Annotated in this window: 1 protein-coding gene; it reads left to right on the top strand. The window is 70.6% G+C overall.

The features are described 5' to 3' along the window. Positions 1 to 17,831 (top strand): non-ribosomal peptide synthetase (locus BR31_RS30000; protein ID WP_037178201.1); only part of this gene is annotated, 17,831 nt, incomplete at both ends.

Below are 17,831 nucleotides of genomic sequence, written 5' to 3'. Positions count from 1 at the left end.
GGTCCGCTGCTGTACGGCGGCACGCTGGTGGTCGTCGACTACTACACCTCGCGTTCGCCGGAGCAGTTCCTCGAGCTGCTGGCGCGGGAGCGGGTGACGGTGCTCAACCAGACGCCGTCGGCGTTCTACCAGTTGGCGGAGGCCGACCGGCAGTCCGGGGCGGAGCTGTCTCTGCGGTACGTGGTTTTCGGTGGCGAGGCGCTCGAGCTGCGTCGCCTGAGTGATTGGTACGACCGGCATCCGGACACCGCTCCGACGTTGGTGAACATGTACGGCATCACCGAGACGACGGTGCACGTGTCGTACCGCGAGATCGATGCGCAGACGGCCGCCGCGGCGTCGGCGAGCATCGTCGGCCAGGCGATCGACGGTCTGCGGGTGTACGTGCTCGACGGCCGGCTGCAGCCCGCGCCGGTGGGTGTGCCCGGCGAGATGTACGTCGCGGGTGTGCAGTTGGCGCGTGGCTACCTCGGTCAGCCGGCGCTGAGTTCGGCGCGCTTCGTGGCGAACCCGTTCGACGCCGACGGATCCGCGCTCTACCGCTCGGGTGACCTCGCCCGCTGGAACGCGTCCGGCGAGCTCGAGTACCTCGGTCGTGCCGACGACCAGGTGAAGGTGCGCGGCTTCCGCATCGAGCTCGGTGAGATCGAGGCCGCCGTGCTGGCGCAGGAGTCGGTGGGTCAGGCCGCGGTGATCGTCCGCGAGGACACCTCCGGCAACCCCACGCTCGTCGCCTACGTCGTGCCGAGCGGCTCCGGCTTGGACGTCTCCGCGGTGCGGGACGGTGCCGCCACGGCGCTGCCGGAGTACATGGTGCCGTCCGCGTTCGTGGTGCTCGACGAGATCCCGCTGACGGCGAACGGCAAGCTGGACCGAAAGGCATTGCCTGCGCCTGTTTTCGAGGCGCGGGAGTACCGCGCACCGTCGACGCCCGCCGAGGAGATCGTGGCAGGCGTGTTCGCCGAGGTGCTCGGTCTCGACCGGGTCGGTCTCGATGACGACTTCTTCGAGCTCGGCGGCAACTCGCTGATCGCCGCGCAGGTCGTCGCCCGGATCGGTGCCGCCCTCGACGCCAAGGTACCGGTGCGGGTGCTGTTCGAGGCCTCCACCGTCGCAGCGGTCGCAGCCGTCGTCGACGGGCTCGCAGGCAGCGGCGCCCGTCCGGCGCTGGTGGCGCAGGCCCGGCCGGAGCAGCTGCCGCTGTCGCTGGCGCAGCGTCGGATGTGGTTCCTGAACCGGTTCGACACCGCGTCCTCGATCAACAACATTCCGATGGCGATCCGGCTCTCCGGCCGGCTCGACGTCGAAGCGATGGAGGCCGCACTGGCGGACGTGATCGCGCGTCACGAGTCGCTGCGGACCCGTTACCCCGAGACCGCCGACGGCCCGATCCAGGTGATCGAGGCGCCGGAGGCCGTGGCCGGTGCGCTCGTCCCGGTCCGGGTGGGCTCGGAGGAACTGCTCGAGCGCCTCTACGAACTCGGCACCACGCAGTTCGACGTCACCGTCGAGGTCCCGGTGCGGATCAGGCTCTTCCAGGTCGACGAGGCGGGAACCGACGGCACCGAGTTCGTGCTCGCCGCCGTCGTGCACCACATCGCTGCCGACGGCGCGTCGATCGCGCCGTTCGTTCGCGACATCATGACCGCGTACACGGCCCGACGGGCCGGCGAGGCTCCCGGTTGGTCGGAACTGCCCGTGCAGTACGCGGACTACGCGCTCTGGCAGCGCGAGGTGCTCGGGTCCGAGGACGATCCGCAGTCGACGATCTCGAGGCAGCTCGACTACTGGCGCGGTGAGCTGGCCGGCCTGCCTGCGCAGCTGGACGTGCCCGGTGACCGGCCGCGGCCGGCCGTCGCGACCAACAAGGGCCAGACCCGGCGTTTCGAGCTCGAGCCCGCCCTGCTGGCCCGGCTCGACGCCGTCGCCAAGGCGAACAACACGTCGCTGTTCATGGTGATGCACGCGGCCGCGGCGGTGCTGCTGGCCCGGTTGTCTGGCACGTCCGACATCGCGATCGGCACGCCGATCGCGGGCCGCGGCGAGGCGGCGGTCGACGACGTAGTCGGTATGTTCGTCAACACCCTGGTGCTGCGGACCGAGGTCGACACGGCGGAGTCCTTTGCCGGACTGCTGGCCCGGGTCCGGGCAAACGATCTCGGTGCGTTCGCGAACGCGGACGTGCCGTTCGAGCGGCTGGTCGAGGTGCTCAACCCGGCGCGCTCGCAGGCCCGGCACCCGCTGTTCCAGTTCGCCATGTTCTTCCAGAACCACGCCCAGAGCGCGGTGGAACTGCCGGAGCTGAGCGTCAGCGCGCTCGACTTCGATCCGGAGGTCGCGAAGTTCGACCTGCAGTGGACCTTTGTCGAGACGCCTGCCGCCGCGGGTGTGGCCGCCGGGATGTCGGTCGCGCTCACCTATGCGACGGACCTGTTCGACGAGGCGACCGCGATGGAGTCGTTCGGCCACCGCTTGGTCCGCGTGCTCGACGCCGTCGCCGCGGCGCCCGAGCGGCCGGTCGGGGACTTCACCCTCCTCGAGGCGCGTGAGCTCGAGCGGGTGCTGGTCGACTGGAACGACTCGGCTCACCCGGTCGATGCCGGTGAGCTGCTCCTCGACGCGTTCGACCGGCAGGTCGCGGTGTCGCCGGACGCGGTCGCGGTGACGTACGAGGGCGAGTCCCTGACCTATGCGGAGCTCGCGGATCGCGTCAACCGGCTCGCCCGGTTGCTGATCGCCCAGGGCGTCGGCCCGGAGTCGTTGGTGGCGTTGGCCGTTCGCCGTTCGCTCGACCTCGTCGTCGGAATGTACGCCGTGCTCGAGGCCGGTGGCGCCTACGTGCCGGTCGATCCGGACCATCCGGTCGACCGGATCGGACACATCCTCGACACCGCGGCACCGGTCTGCGTGCTGACCGCTGCGCGAGAGGGATTCGAGGTTCCGGGGGACAGGTCTGTCCTGTGCATCGACACCGTCGACGTGTCGGCCTACTCGCCGGCGCCGGTCACCGACGCGGACCGCGTCGGTGTGCTGCGGCCCGATCACCCGGCATACGTCATCTTCACCTCGGGTTCGACCGGCAAGCCCAAGGGCGTGGCGGTGCCGCACGTCGCGATCGTGAACCAGGTGGCCTGGATGCAGGCCGAGTACGGGTTCGAGAGCGCGGACGTGTACCTGCAGAAGACCGCGACGACCTTCGACGTCTCGCTGTGGGGCTACTTCATCCCGCTGCGGGTCGGTGCCCACCTCGTGGTGGCGACGCCGGACGGCCACCGCGACCCGGGCTACGTCGCCGAGACGATCCGCGACCTGGGCGTGACGATCACGGACTTCGTACCGTCGATGCTGACGGTGTTCTCCGACGTGGTGTCCGCGGACCTCCGCGCGGCCGCCACCTCCGGTGCCGCCGGCACCGGGCTGAACTCCCTGCGGCACGTGTTCGCCATCGGTGAGGCACTGCCGGCGGAGACCGTCCACAGCTTCGAGGGCATCACCGGGGCCCGGCTGCACAACCTGTACGGCCCGACCGAGGCCGCGGTCTCGATCACCTACGCCGACGTGACCGGCACCGCAGCAAGCGGATCGGTGTCGATCGGCCGACCCGAGTGGAACTCGCAGGTCTTCGTGCTCGACTCCCGGCTGCGGCCGGTTCCCGTCGGCGTCCCGGGCGAGTTGTACCTCGGCGGCGTGCAGCTGGCGCGTGGCTACTACGGCCGGGTGGACCTGACCTCCGACCGCTTCGTGGCCAACCCGTTCTCCGCGACGGGCGAGCGGATGTACCGCACCGGCGACCTCGTCACCTGGGATGCCACCGGCGAGCTGAACTACATCGGCCGCACCGACTTCCAGGTGAAGTTCCGCGGGCAGCGGATCGAGCTCGGCGAGATCGAGACGGCCCTGTTGGCGCATCCGGCGATCAGCCAGTCGGTCGCCGTGGTGGCGTCGACGCCCACCGGTGATCAGCTGGTCGGCTACGTTGTGCCGTCGGCGGGTGCCGACGTCGACGTCGACGAGCTGCGCTGCTCGCTGGGCGACGCACTTCCGGCCTACATGGTGCCTGCGGCGCTGATGGTGCTCGACGCGTTCCCGCTGAACGCCAGCGGCAAGCTGGACCGGAAGGCGTTGCCCGCGCCAGTCTTCGAGTCGAGGACGTTCCGGGCGCCCACGACGCCGGTCGAGCAGGCCGTCGCCGACGTGTTCGCCGAGGTCCTCGGCGCACAGCAGGTCGGCCTGGACGACGACTTCTTCGAGCTCGGTGGCAACTCGCTCGTCGCCACCCAGCTGATGGCCCGTCTCGGTGCCGCACTCGACACCCGGGTGCCGGTCCGTGAGCTCTTCGAGGCGTCCACGGTGGCGGCACTGGCAGCCCGGCTGCAGGTCCACGCCGGGGCCGGAGGCCGGGTCGAACTGACCGCCCGGCCGCGCCCGGAGGCGATCCCGCTCTCGCTCGCGCAGCAGCGGATGTGGTTCATCAACCAGTTCGACACGACCTCCGCGGCCAGCAACATCCCGGTGGCGGTCCGCCTGACCGGCGACCTGGACGTCGACGCGCTGCAGGCGGCGATCGGCGACCTGATCGCGCGGCACGAGGTGCTGCGCACGGTGTACCCGGCGCTCGACGGCACCGGACACCAGGTGATCCTGCCCGCCTCGTCCGCGGCGCTGGAGCTGACCACGGTCGAGGTCGGCGAGGACGAGGTGCTCGAGCGGGTGGTCGCGGTCGCGACCGAGGGGTTCGACGTCACCGCAGCGGTTCCGGTGCGCGCGGCCCTGTTCACGGTCGCAGGCACCGACGAGCACGTGCTGGTGCTGGTGGTTCACCACATCGCAGGCGACGGCTTCTCGATCCGTCCGCTGACCCGCGACGTGATGGTCGCGTACGCGGCAAGGGCCGCGGGTGAGATGCCCGGATGGGAACCGCTGGCGGTGCAGTACGCGGACTTCGCGCTGTGGCAGCGGGAGGCCCTCGGGTCCGAGAGTGATCCGGATTCACTGATCGCCCAGCAGATCTCGTACTGGAAGCAGACCCTCGAGGACGTGCCGGTTCAGCTGGACCTGCCCGCCGACCGGGCGCGCCCGATGGTCGCCTCGCATGTCGGCGACACGGTCGAGTTCGGCATCGACGTGGACCTGCACCACGGTCTGATCGAGTTGGCGCGCAACCACAACTCGACGATGTTCATGGTGCTGCACTCGGCGCTGGCCGTGCTGATGGCACGGCTGAGCGGGACCGAGGACATCGCGATCGGCACGCCGGTCGCCGGTCGCGGCGAGGCCGCGCTCGACGACCTGGTCGGCATGTTCGTCAACACCCTGGTCCTGCGGACCGAGGTGGCACCGGCGCAGTCGTTCGCCGAGTTCCTCGCGGCCACCCGTGAGGTGGACCTGTCCGCCTTCGCGAACGCCGACGTTCCCTTCGAGCGGCTGGTAGAGGTGCTCAGCCCCGAGCGCTCGCAGTCCAGGACGCCGCTGTTCCAGGTGGCGCTGTCGATGCAGAACATGGGTCAGACGTCGCTGGAACTGCCCGGCCTGCGGGTCGAGGCACTCGACGTCGATCCCAAGGTCGCCCGACTGGACCTGCAGGTGAACCTCTCCGAGACCTTCGACGGCGAGGGTGCGCCGACGGGTGTCCGCGGCAGCTTCACCTACGCCACGGACCTTTTCGACGCCGCGACGATCGAGGCGTTCATCGCCCGGTTCGTGCGGGTGCTCGAGTCGGTCGTCTCGGGTGCGGACGCGCCGGTGGGCGACATCGAGATCCTGTCCCGGGTCGAGCGGGCCGAGCTCGCCGCGCGGATCGGTGCCGGCGAGACCGAGCCGCAGACGCTGCCCGAACTCCTCGCGGCCGCGGCGGACCGGGATCCGTCGGCCGACGCGCTCGTCGCGGACGGTCGTTCGCTCACCTACCGTGAGCTCGACGAGCAGTCGTCGCGGCTGGCTCGCGCGCTCATCGGCCGCGGCGCAGGCCCGGAGTCCGTCGTCGCGATGGCGCTGCCCCGCTCGGTGGAGTCGGTGCTCGCCATCTGGGCGATCGCGAAGACCGGTGCCGCCTACGTGCCGATCGACCCGAGCTACCCGGCCGACCGGATCGAGCACATGGTCTCCGATTCGGAGGTCGTCGTCGGCGTCACCGCCGCGCCGTTCGTGGCGGCACTGCCGGATTCGGTGCAGTGGCTCGATCTCGACGACAGCGACTTCGTCGCACAGCTGTCCGAGCTGTCACCGGCCGCGATCACGGATGCCGACCGGATCGTGCCGGTCCGGCTCGGGCAGCCGGCATGGGTGATCTACACCTCCGGTTCCACCGGCAAGCCCAAGGGCGTCGTGGTCACCCACGTCGGCCTGGCGGACTTCGTCGAGTTCCAGCGTCGGGCCACCCTGGTGACCCCGGAATCGCGGGTGCTGCACTTCGCGTCGCCGAGCTTCGACATCTCCATCAACGAGATGCTGCTCGCCGCGATGGCCGGCGCATGCCTGGTCATCGCGCCGACGACCATCTACGGCGGCACCGAGCTCGCCGACCTGCTGCGCGGCGAGCGGGTGACGCACGCGATGATGACCCCGACCACGTTGTCGTCGGTTGACCCGTCGGGCCTGCCCGACCTGGGCATGATCGGTGTCGGCGGCGAGGCCTGCACACCGGACCTGGTGGCCCGGTGGGGTGGCGACCGAGAGTTCCTGAACGGATACGGCCCCACCGAGACGACCATCGTCGTCTCCTTCACCGAACCGATGATTCCCGGCCAGCCCATCACCATCGGCAAGCCGGTCTGCGGCGTGCGGGCGCTGGTGCTCGACACCCGCATGCAGCCCGTGCCCGACGGCGTCGTGGGAGAGCTGTACATCGGCGGGTCCAGCCTCGCCCGCGGCTACCGCGGGCGACCGGATCTCACGTCGGACCGCTTCGTCGCCGATCCCTTCGGCGAGCCGGGCGGGCGCATGTACCGCACCGGTGACCTGGTTCGGTGGACCGACAACGGCGAACTCGACTACGTCGGCCGCTCGGACTTCCAGGTCAAGGTGCGCGGCTTCCGCGTCGAACTGGGCGAGGTCGACTCCCTGCTCACCGCGCAGCCCGGCATCGAGTTCGCGGTCACCATGGGTCATTCCGGCGCAGGCGGCGTCAGCACCCTGGTGTCGTACGTGCTGGCCGAGGACGGCGTCGCGGTGGACGTCGACGCGCTCAAGTCGGTGCTCGAGCAGTCGCTCGCCCAGCACATGGTCCCGTCGGTGATCATGGTCCTCGACGAGGTTCCGCGTACCCCGGTCGGCAAGCTGGACCGAAAGGCACTGCCGGCGCCCGTGTTCGCTGCGAAGGCCTACCGCGCCCCGACCAACGAGGTGGAGGAGGCGGTCGCCTCGACGTTCGCCGACGTGCTCGGCATCGAGCGGGTCGGCCTCGACGACGACTTCTTCGAACTCGGCGGCAACTCGCTGATCGCCACCCAGGTGACGGCCCGGTTGGGTGTCTCGCTGAACGCGACGGTACCGGTGCGCACCCTGTTCGACGCGTCCACGGTCGAGGCACTCGCCCTGGCGGTCGCGCAGTACGTCGGTACGGGCGCTCGGCCCGCGCTGGTCGCGCAGGAGCGGCCGGAGACGATCCCGCTCTCGCTGGCACAGCAGCGGATGTGGTTCCTCAACCGGATGGATCCGGAGTCGGCGGCGTACAACATCCCCGTCGCGATCCGGCTCACCGGCGACCTCGACATTGCGTCGCTGCAGGCGGCCGTCGTGGACGTGCTCGAGCGGCACGAGTCGCTGCGCACCCTCTACCCGGAGGTCGACGGCGACCCGCAGCAGGTGATCGTGCCTGCGGCGCAGGCCGTTCCGGACCTGACCCCGGTCGCCGTCACCGAGGCCGAGATCCTCGACCGGGTGGTCGCGCTGATGTCGGCGCCGTTCGACGTCGTCGCCGAGGTGCCGCTACGCGCGGCGCTGTTCGCGACGGGGGAGCGGGACTACGTCCTGGTCCTTTCTGTCCACCACATCAGCGCCGACGGCTGGTCCATCGCGCCGCTGACCCGTGACGTCATGGTGGCCTACGAGTCGCGCCGCGCAGGCATGCCGGGACCGGACTGGTCGCCGCTGCCCGTGCAGTACGCGGACTTCGCGCTGTGGCAGCGCGGCATGCTCGGCGCCGAGGACGACCCGGAGTCGTTGATCTCGAGGCAGCTGGACTACTGGCGCGGCGCGCTCGACGGTGTGCCCGGTCTGCTGGAGCTGCCCACCGACCGGTCGCGGCCGGCGATCGCGAGCAATCGGGGCGCGACCGTGTCGGTCCAGATCGGCCGCGACCTGCGCGCCGGCATCGAACGGGTCGCCCGCGAGCAGGGCGTCACCGAGTTCATGGTCGTGCACGCCGCCCTCGCGGTGCTGCTGGCACGGCTGTCCGGCACCGAGGACATCGCGATCGGCGCACCGATCGCCGGTCGCGGCGAGGCGGTGCTCGACGACCTGGTCGGCATGTTCGTCAACACCGTGGTGCTGCGCGCCAAGGTCGAGGCCGCCGAGTCGTTCGCGGCGCTGGTCGCCCGGGTTCGCGACACCGACGTGACCGCCTTCGGGCACGCGGACGTGCCGTTCGAACGCCTGGTGGACGCGATCTCGCCGGTCCGGTCGCAGGCGCACTCGCCGCTGTTCCAGGTGTCGCTGACCTTCCAGAACCTGGCCCGCACCGAGCTGGAACTGCCCGGACTCACCGTGGCCGGCCTGGACGCGAACATGGTGGTCGCCAAGTTCGACCTCGACTTCACGATGTCGGATCGCCTCGACGCCGACGGACGCGTCGACGGCATGGACGCGTTCGTCACCTACGCCACGGACCTGTTCGACGAGGAGACCGTGCGGGCTTACACCGACGGACTGGTCGCCGTGCTCGAGCAGGTGACCGGTGACGTCGATCGCGTCGTCGGTGACCTCGAACTGGTGTCGGAGTCGGATCTGCAGCGGACGCTGCACGACTGGAACGCCACCGACGCCGTGGTCCGGCAGGGCACCTTGGTCGAGTGGATCGACGAGAGCGCGCGTCGGTTCGCCACGAACCCGTCGGTGTCGTTCGACGGGATCACGCACGGCGCAGGCGAGTTCGACGCCCGGGTGAACCGACTCGCCAGGCTGCTGATCTCCCGTGGGGTCGGCCCTGAGTCGACCGTCGTCGTCGCCGCGCGCAGGTCGGTGGAGATGCTGACCGCGATGTTTGCGGTGGTCAAGGCCGGTGGCGCGTTCGTGCCAGCGGACCCGGACCAGCCGGCGGACCGCCTCGCCACCGTTTTCGAGATCGCGGATCCGGTGTGCGTGATGACGACGTCCGTCGACGGCGTCGAGGTGCCCGCGGGGCTCGCGGTCGTCGAGATCGACCGCGTGGACGTGTCCGACTTCGCCGAGACGCCGGTGCGCGACGCGGAGCGGGCGGCGCCGCTGCGGCCCGAGAACCCGGCGTACGTGATCTTCACCTCGGGATCCACCGGTGTGCCGAAGGGCGTTTCCGTTCCGCACGCCGCGATCGTGAACCAGCTGTCGTGGTTCGTCGACGAGTACGCGGTCACCGCGGACGACGTGGTGCTGCAGAAGACGCCCGTGGTGTTCGACCCGTCGGTGTGGGAGCTGTTCGTTCCCTTCCTCGCCGGCGCCCACCTGGTGATCGCCCGCCCGGACGGGCACCGCGACCCGCGGTACCTCGTCGAGGTCTGCCGCGAGTGGGGTGTGACGCTGCTCGGCTTCGTCCCGTCGATGCTGGCGACGCTGGTCTCCGAGCCGGAGCTGGCGCTGCCCCCGACGGTGCGGGCGTTGCAGCTGGCAGGCGAGGCCCTGAGCCCCGAACTGGCGGCGCGCGCCGTGGCGGCGTCGGATGTGCGGCTGAACAACGCCTACGGTCCTGCCGAGACGACGTTGACGTCGGTGCACCACTGGTGCGACGGATCCGAGACCGAGGCGATGCCGATCGGTCGTGGCGTCTGGAACATGAAGGTGTACCTGCTCGATTCGCGTCTGCACCCGGTTCCGGTCGGTGTTGCAGGTGAGATCTATCTCGCGGGCGCACAGGTCTCTCGCGGCTACCACGGCCGGTCGGACCGGACGGCGGAGCGCTTCGTCGCGAACCCGTTCGACGACGGCGGCTCGGTGATGTACCGCACCGGTGACCTGGCGCGCTGGGATCGTCGCGGCGAGCTGGAGTACCTGGGTCGCACCGACTTCCAGGTCAAGCTCCGCGGTCAGCGGATCGAGCTCGGTGAGATCGAGTCTGCGCTGGAGCGGATCTCCTCGGTCACGCAGGCCGTGGTGGTCCTGCACGCAGGCGCGGCCACGGGCGACCAGTTGGTGGCCTACGTGGTGGCACCGGGTGCGGTCGGGGCGGACCTGCGAGCGCAGGTGGCCACGACGCTGCCGGGGTACATGGTCCCGGCGACGGTGATGGTGCTCGACGAGCTCCCGCTGAACACCTCCGGCAAGTTGGACCGCAAGCTCCTGCCCGCCCCGGTGTTCGAGGCGAGGGCGTTCCGCGCCCCGGCGACCGCCACCGAGCAGACGGTGGCTGCCGTCGTCGGTGAGGTCCTCGGCATCGAGGAGGTCGGTCTGGACGACGACTTCTTCGAGCTCGGCGGCAACTCTCTGCTCGCCATGCGGCTGGTCTCCCGGATCGACGCGGCGCTCGGCTGCACGCTGGCGGTGCGCGAGGTGTTCGAGGACGCGACGGTGGCGGGCCTCGCGGCCCGCGCCGAGGCGACCGTCGGGGCGGCTCGGGGGATCGCGCTCGCGGCGCGGACCCGTCCTGACCGAATCCCGTTGTCGCTCGCACAGAATCGAATGTGGTTCCTCAACCAGTTCGATCCGTCGTCGTCGGCCTACACCGTCCCGCTCGCGATCAGCCTGCGCGGCCGGCTCGACGTCGAGGCGCTCGGCGGGGCCGTCCGGGACGTGCTCGAGCGGCACGAGTCGCTGCGCACGGTGTTCCCGGCCGACGAGCAGGGCCCGGCGCAGGTGATCCTGTCCGCCGACCAGGTCGTGCTCGACCTCGAACCGCTGGACACCCCGGCGCACGAGGTGCCCGAGCGGGTGATCGAGATCCTCGGCGCCGGATTCGACGTGAGTGCACAGGTGCCCGTGCGTGGTGCGCTGCTGCGGACCGGTGACGACGAGCACGTGCTGGTGATGGCGATCCACCACATCAGCACCGACGGCGTCTCGACCGGACCCCTGGCCCGTGACCTGACGCTCGCCTACGTGGCGCGCGCGGCAGGTCAGGCGCCGGCCTGGGCGCCGCTGCAGGTCCAGTACGCCGACTTCACCCTGTGGCAGCTCGAGCGGCTCGGCTCCGAGGAGGACCCGAAGTCGTTGGCCGCCGGGCAGATCGAGTTCTGGAAGGACACCCTCGCCGGTGTCCCGGACGTGCTCGAGCTGCCGACCGACCGGCCGCGGCCTGCGGTCGCCTCCGGTCGCGGTGCCCGGCTGCCCTTCGAGATCGATCCGGAGATCGTCACCGGCATCGAGGCGCTGGCACGTGAACACGGCGTGACCACCTTCATGGTCGTGCACGCCGCCTACGCGGTGTTGCTCGCGCGACTGTCCGGCGGCACCGACATCGCGGTCGGCACGCCGATCGCAGGCCGGAGCGATGCGGCGCTCGACGACCTCGTCGGCATGTTCGTCAACACCCTGGTGCTGCGCACCGAGGTCGACTCGTCCGCGTCCTTCGGCGATCTGCTCGGTAAGGTCCGAGCCGCCGACCTGGCCGCGTTCGGGCATGCGGAGATCCCGTTCGAGCGCCTCGTCGAGGTGCTGAACCCGGCTCGCTCGCAGTCGCATTCGCCGCTGTTCCAGGCATCGATGACGTTCGAGGTGAACGAGGACTCCACCCTCGAGCTGCCAGGGCTGACGATCAGCGGTGTCGATTACGAGGTCGACAGCAGCCAGTTCGACCTGACGCTGATCATCACCGAGGGCGTCGAGGTCGGCGGGCGTCCTGGCGGGATGGCTGCCGCACTGCGGTACGCCACCGACCTGTTCGACGGGGCCACCATCGAGTCGTTCGCGCAGCGCCTGGTGCGCATCCTGAGCGCCGTGATCGCGGCGCCGCAGGCACTCGTCGGCGATCTCGACCTGCTCGGTGACGCCGAGCGCGAGCAGGTGCTGTTCGACTGGAACGCAACCGACGAACTGGTCGCTCCGCAGACCCTCGTCGACCTGTTCGACCGGCAGGTCACCGCGACCCCGGCCGCGGTGGCGCTCACCTTCGACGGCGAGTCGCTCACCTACGCCGAGTTCTCGGCGCGGGCCAGGCAGGTTGCCCGGCACCTGATCTCGATCGGCGTCGGTCCGGAGTCGCTCGTCGCCCTCGCCGCACGCCGGTCGTTCGACCTGCTCGTCGGCATCTACGCGGTGCTCGAGGCCGGCGGCGCGTACGTGCCGATCGACCCCGACCAGCCGGCCGATCGCATCGGGCACATCCTCGACACCGCGGACCCGGTCTGCGTTCTGACCACGACACGCGACGGCTTCGAGGCACCGGGGGACAGGTCTGTCCTCGCCATCGACGCGCTCGACCTGTCCGGTCTCGACGCGGCTCCGGTGACGGACGCCGAGCGTCTCGGCGTGCTGACCCCGTCGAACACCGCCTATGTCATCTTCACCTCGGGATCGACGGGCCGGCCCAAGGGTGTCGCGGTCAGCCACGGCGCCATCGTCAACCGACTGCTGTGGATGCAGGCGGAGTACGGGCTCGACGCCGACGACGCCGTGCTGCAGAAGACCCCGGTCACCTTCGACGTGTCGGTGTGGGAGCTGTTCTGGCCCCTTCAGGTCGGCGCGCGTCTGGTGATCGCCGTCCCCGACGGCCATCGGGACCCGGCCTACCTCGCGAAGGTGATCGTCGACGAGTCGGTGACCACCGCGCACTTCGTGCCCTCGATGCTGGCACTGTTCGTCGCCGAACCCTCCGTGGCGCAGTCGCGCTCGCTGGTCCGCGTGTTCGCCTCAGGCGAGGCGCTGCCGGCGCTCACCGCCGACCGCTTGCGCGAGGTCGCGCCGCAGGCTCGCCTGCACAACCTCTACGGCCCGACCGAGGCCGCGGTGGACGTGACCTTCCATGAGGTCACCGAGGCGGACCGGGTGAGTGTGCCGATCGGTGCCCCGGTGTGGAACACGCAGGTCTTCGTGCTCGACGCGCGGCTGCTGCCGGTGCCGCTCGGGGTCGCGGGCGAGCTGTACCTCGCCGGTGACCAACTGGCCCGCGGGTATGTCGGCCGACCGGACCTGAGCGCGGATCGATTCGTCGCGAATCCGTTCGTGCCGGGGCAGCGGATGTACCGCACCGGCGACCTGGTGCGCTGGATCCTCGCGGTGGACACGTCGACCGGCGAGGCGACCGGCGGCGAGCTCGAGTACCTGGGCCGCACCGACTTCCAGGTGAAGCTGCGCGGTCTGCGGATCGAGCTGGGCGAGATCGAGACCGCGCTGCTGGCGCTGCCCGCGATCGAGCAGTCGGTGGTGACCCTGTACCGCGACGAGCGTGGCGAGGAGTCGCTCGTCGGCTACGTCGTGCCTGCCGCGGACGCGACCGTGGACCTCGACGAGGTCAAGGCGGCGCTGCGCGCCGGCCTGCCGGCGTACATGGTGCCGGCCACCTTCGTGGTGCTCGACGCCTTCCCGCTCAACGCGAGCGGCAAGCTGGACCGCAAGGCGCTGCCCGCTCCGGTGCTGCAGGCCAGGCAGTTCCGGGCGCCGTCGACGCCGACCGAGGAGATCGTCGCGACCGTGTTCGCCGACGTTCTCGGCACCACGCGAATCGGTGCCGACGACGACTTCTTCGAGCTCGGCGGCAACTCGCTGATCGCGACCCAGGTGACCGCGCGACTCGGCGCGGCGCTGGACACCACCGTGTCGGTGCGCACGCTCTTCGACGCGTCCACGGTCGCGATGCTGGCGGCCGCGGTGGCCGCGCACGCCGGTGAGGGTGCGCGTCCCGCGCTCGTCGCGGGCGAGCGCCCCGACGAGCTGCCGCTGTCGTTGGCGCAGCAGCGGATGTGGTTCCTCAACCGCTTCGACCCCGAGTCGGCCGCGTACCACATCCCGATGGCCATCCGGCTGACCGGCGAGCTCGACACCGCGGCGCTCCAGGCCGCGGTCGCCGACGTGCTCGCCCGGCACGAGTCGCTGCGCACCGTCTTCCCCGAGGTCGACGGGGCGCCGCAGCAGGTGATCGTGCCTGCGGCGCAGGCGGTCCCGGACCTGACCCCGGTCTCGATCGCCGAGTCCGAGGTGTTCGAGCGGGTGGCCACCCTGGTCACGACGCCGTTCGACGTCACCTCCGGTGTGCCGCTCCGGGGTGCGCTGTTCCTTGTCGGCCAGGACGAGTACGTCCTGGTCCTGGTCGTGCACCACATCAGCGCCGACGGCTGGTCGATCGCGCCGCTGACCCGCGACGTGATGGTGGCGTACGCCGCCCGCAGCGTCGGGCAGTCGCCCGACTGGGCGCCGCTGCCGGTCCAGTACGCGGACTTCGCGCTGTGGCAGCGCGACGTGCTCGGCGTCGAGTCGGATCCGGCGTCGCTGGTCTCCCGGCAGGTCGGGTACTGGACGCAGACGCTGGCCGGACTCCCGGACCTGATCGAGCTGCCGACCGACCGGCCGCGCCCGGCGATCGCGAGCAACCGGGGCGCGAAGCTGGTCTTCGAGATCGACGCCGAGGTGCATCGCGGTGTCGAGCGGATCGCGCGCGAGCACGCGGTCACCCAGTTCATGGTCGTGCACGCCGCTCTCGCGGTGCTGCTGGCCCGGCTGTCCGGTGGCACCGACATCGCGATCGGCGCCCCGGTGGCCGGCCGCGGCGAGGCTCTGCTCGACGACCTGGTCGGCATGTTCGTCAACACCCTGGTGCTGCGAACCGAGGTCGACCCGACGGCCGGATTCGGAGCCTTCCTGGCCGAGGTCCGGGACCGGGACCTGGCCGCCTTCGGGCACGCGGACGTTCCGTTCGAGCGCATCGTCGATGCGATCTCACCGGTGCGCTCGCAGTCGCACTCGCCGCTGTTCCAGGTGGCATTGACCTTCCAGAACCTGGCCAAGACGGAGCTCGACCTGCCGGGTCTGCACGTGGCCGGACTCGACATCGATGCTGTCGTGACGTGGTTCGACCTCGACTTCACGATGGTCGACCGCTACGACGAGGACGGTGCGCCGAGCGGGCTCACCGCCCAGCTCACCTACGCCGTCGACCTGTTCGACGCGGACACGGCGGAGGCGATCGCGGCGACGTTCGGCCGGATCCTGGCCGAGGTGGTGCGCGACGTCGAGACCCCGGTCGGTGACATCGAACTGCTCTCGAATGCGGAGCGGGTCACCGTGCTCGAGTCCTGGAACGACACCGAGGTCGAGGTGGCCCCCGCCACCCTCGTCGACCTCGTCGACACCCAGGTCGCCCTGCGGCCCGACGCGGTGGCGGTGATCTTCGAGGGGACCGAGCTGACCTACGCGCAGTTCGACGCGCGGGTGAACCGGTTGGCCCGCTGGCTGGTCGCCGAGGGCGTCGGACCGGAGACCCGGGTCGGACTGGCGATCCCGCGTTCGATCGAGATGCTCGCCGGCATGCACGCGATCGTCAAGGCCGGTGCCGCCTACGTGCCGATCGATCCGGATCAGCCCGTCGAGCGCAACGCCTACGTGGTCGAGTCCGCGGCACCGCTGCTGGTCCTGACCGCGGGTGCGCCCGTCACCCTCGACGTCCGGACCGAGGACATCGCGGCGCTGGACCTGTCCGGCTACGACGACGCGCCGGTGCGAGACGAGGAGCGGACCGCACCGCTGCGTCCCGCGCACCCGGCCTACGTGCTCTACACCTCCGGTTCGACCGGACGGCCGAAGGGCGTCACGGTCTCGCACGCCGCAATCGTCAACCAGATGCGTTGGCTGGAGGGCGAGTACGACGTCACCGACGCCGACTGCGTCATGCAGCGCGCGCCGTTCACCTTCGACGTCTCGGTGTGGGAGTGCTTCCTGCCGCTGTGCGTCGGTGCTCGGCTGGTCATCGCGCGTCCCGGCGGACACCTCGACATGGGGTACCTGGCCGGCCTGATGCGCGAGTACGGCGTCTCCATCGCGGAGTTCGTGCCGTCCGTGATCGCCGCGATGGTCGCGGAGGGTCACGCGGAGGCGCTGGCGTCGCTGCGCCACCTGCACAGCGGCGGCGAGGCCCTGTCGGCCGAACTGGTCGACACCGTGCGGGCGCACTTCCACGGCGGGCTGCACAACACCTACGGTCCGACCGAGGCCGCCATCACCACCACCGGCCACGAGATCACCGGCCCCGTCGACGGGATCGTGCCGATCGGTGGTCCGGCGTGGAACACCCGCGCCTACGTGCTCGACGAGCGACTGCACCCCGTGCAGGCAGGCGTGCCGGGCGAGCTGTACCTGGCCGGTGCCCAGCTCGCTCGTGGGTACCACGGCCGGGTCGACCTGACGTCCGACCGGTTCGTGGCTGATCCGTTCGCCACGGCGGGCTCGTCGTCGGAGCCGGGTGCCCGGATGTACCGCACCGGCGACCTGGTGCGGTGGAACGAGCTCGGTGAACTCGTGTACCTGGGCCGCACCGACTTCCAGGTGAAGCTGCGCGGTCTGCGGATCGAGCTCGGTGAGATCGAGTCGGCGCTGATGCGGTCCGACGCCGTCACCCAGTCGATCGTGACGATGGTGCGTGACCCGCGTGCGGGCGAGCACCTCGTCGGCTACGTGACGGTGCGGGCAGGCACCGCGCCGGCGGCCGCCGAACTGCGGGCCGTCGTCGCGGCCGAACTGCCGGCGTACATGGTGCCGTCCCAGGTTCTGGTTCTCGACGAGTTCCCGGTCACTTCGAGTGGCAAGGTGGATCGGAAGGCGTTGCCGGCGCCGGTGTTCGAGGCGGCGGAGTTCCGGGCGCCGGTCACCGAGGTCGAGCGGGTTGTGGCGTCGGTGTTCGGGGAGTTGCTCGGTCTGGAGCGGGTCGGTCTCGATGACGATTTCTTCGCTCTTGGTGGTAACTCGCTGATCGCGATGCAGGTCGCTGCCCGGTTGAGCAGCGCGCTCGATGCGAGGGTTGCGGTGCGGGAGCTGTTCGAGGCATCGACGGTGGAGGCGTTGGCGGCGCGGTTGGCGTCCTCGGCGGGTGCGGGTGGTCATGTCGCGTTGACGGTGTGGGAGCGTCCGGAGCGGATTCCGCTCTCGCCGGCACAGTCGCGGATGTGGTTCCTCAACCGTTTCGACTCGTCGTCCTCGGCGTACAACATCCCGATCGTGGTGCGGCTCTCGGGCGTTCTGGACGTGGAGGCGCTGCAGGCCGCGGTGGCCGATGTGGTGGCGCGGCACGAGGTGTTGCGCACGGTGTACGTCGATGTGGACGGGATCGGCCACCAGGTGGTGCTGCCGGCGGATCAGGCTCGGATCGATCTGACCCCGGTGGCCGCGTCCGCGGAGTCGGTGGCCGGTGCGGCGATCGAGTTCATCGCGGCGCCGTTCGATGTGACCGAGCAGGTTCCGCTGCGGGCCCGGTTGTACGAGGTCGAGGCCGGTGCGGAGTACGTGTTGGCGATGACGGTGCATCACATCTCCGCCGACGGTTGGTCCGTGGCGCCGTTGACCCGCGATGTGATGGTGGCGTATGCCGCGCGGAGTGCGGGGGCGCAGCCGGGATGGGCGCCGTTGCCGGTGCAGTACGTGGATTACACGTTGTGGCAGCGGGAGGTGCTCGGTTCCGAGCAGGATCCGCAGTCGCTGGTGTCGGAGCAGCTGGCCTACTGGACCGAGGCGTTGCGTGGTGCGCCGGAGGTGCTGGAGCTTCCGATGGATCGTCCGCGTCCGGC

The sequence above is a fragment of the Rhodococcus sp. UNC363MFTsu5.1 genome (assembly GCF_000686785.1).
GTDB lineage: Bacteria > Actinomycetota > Actinomycetes > Mycobacteriales > Mycobacteriaceae > Rhodococcus_G > Rhodococcus_G maanshanensis.
The sequence above is the reverse complement of the archived record's forward strand: the minus strand, read 5'-3'. Positions and strand labels throughout refer to the sequence as shown.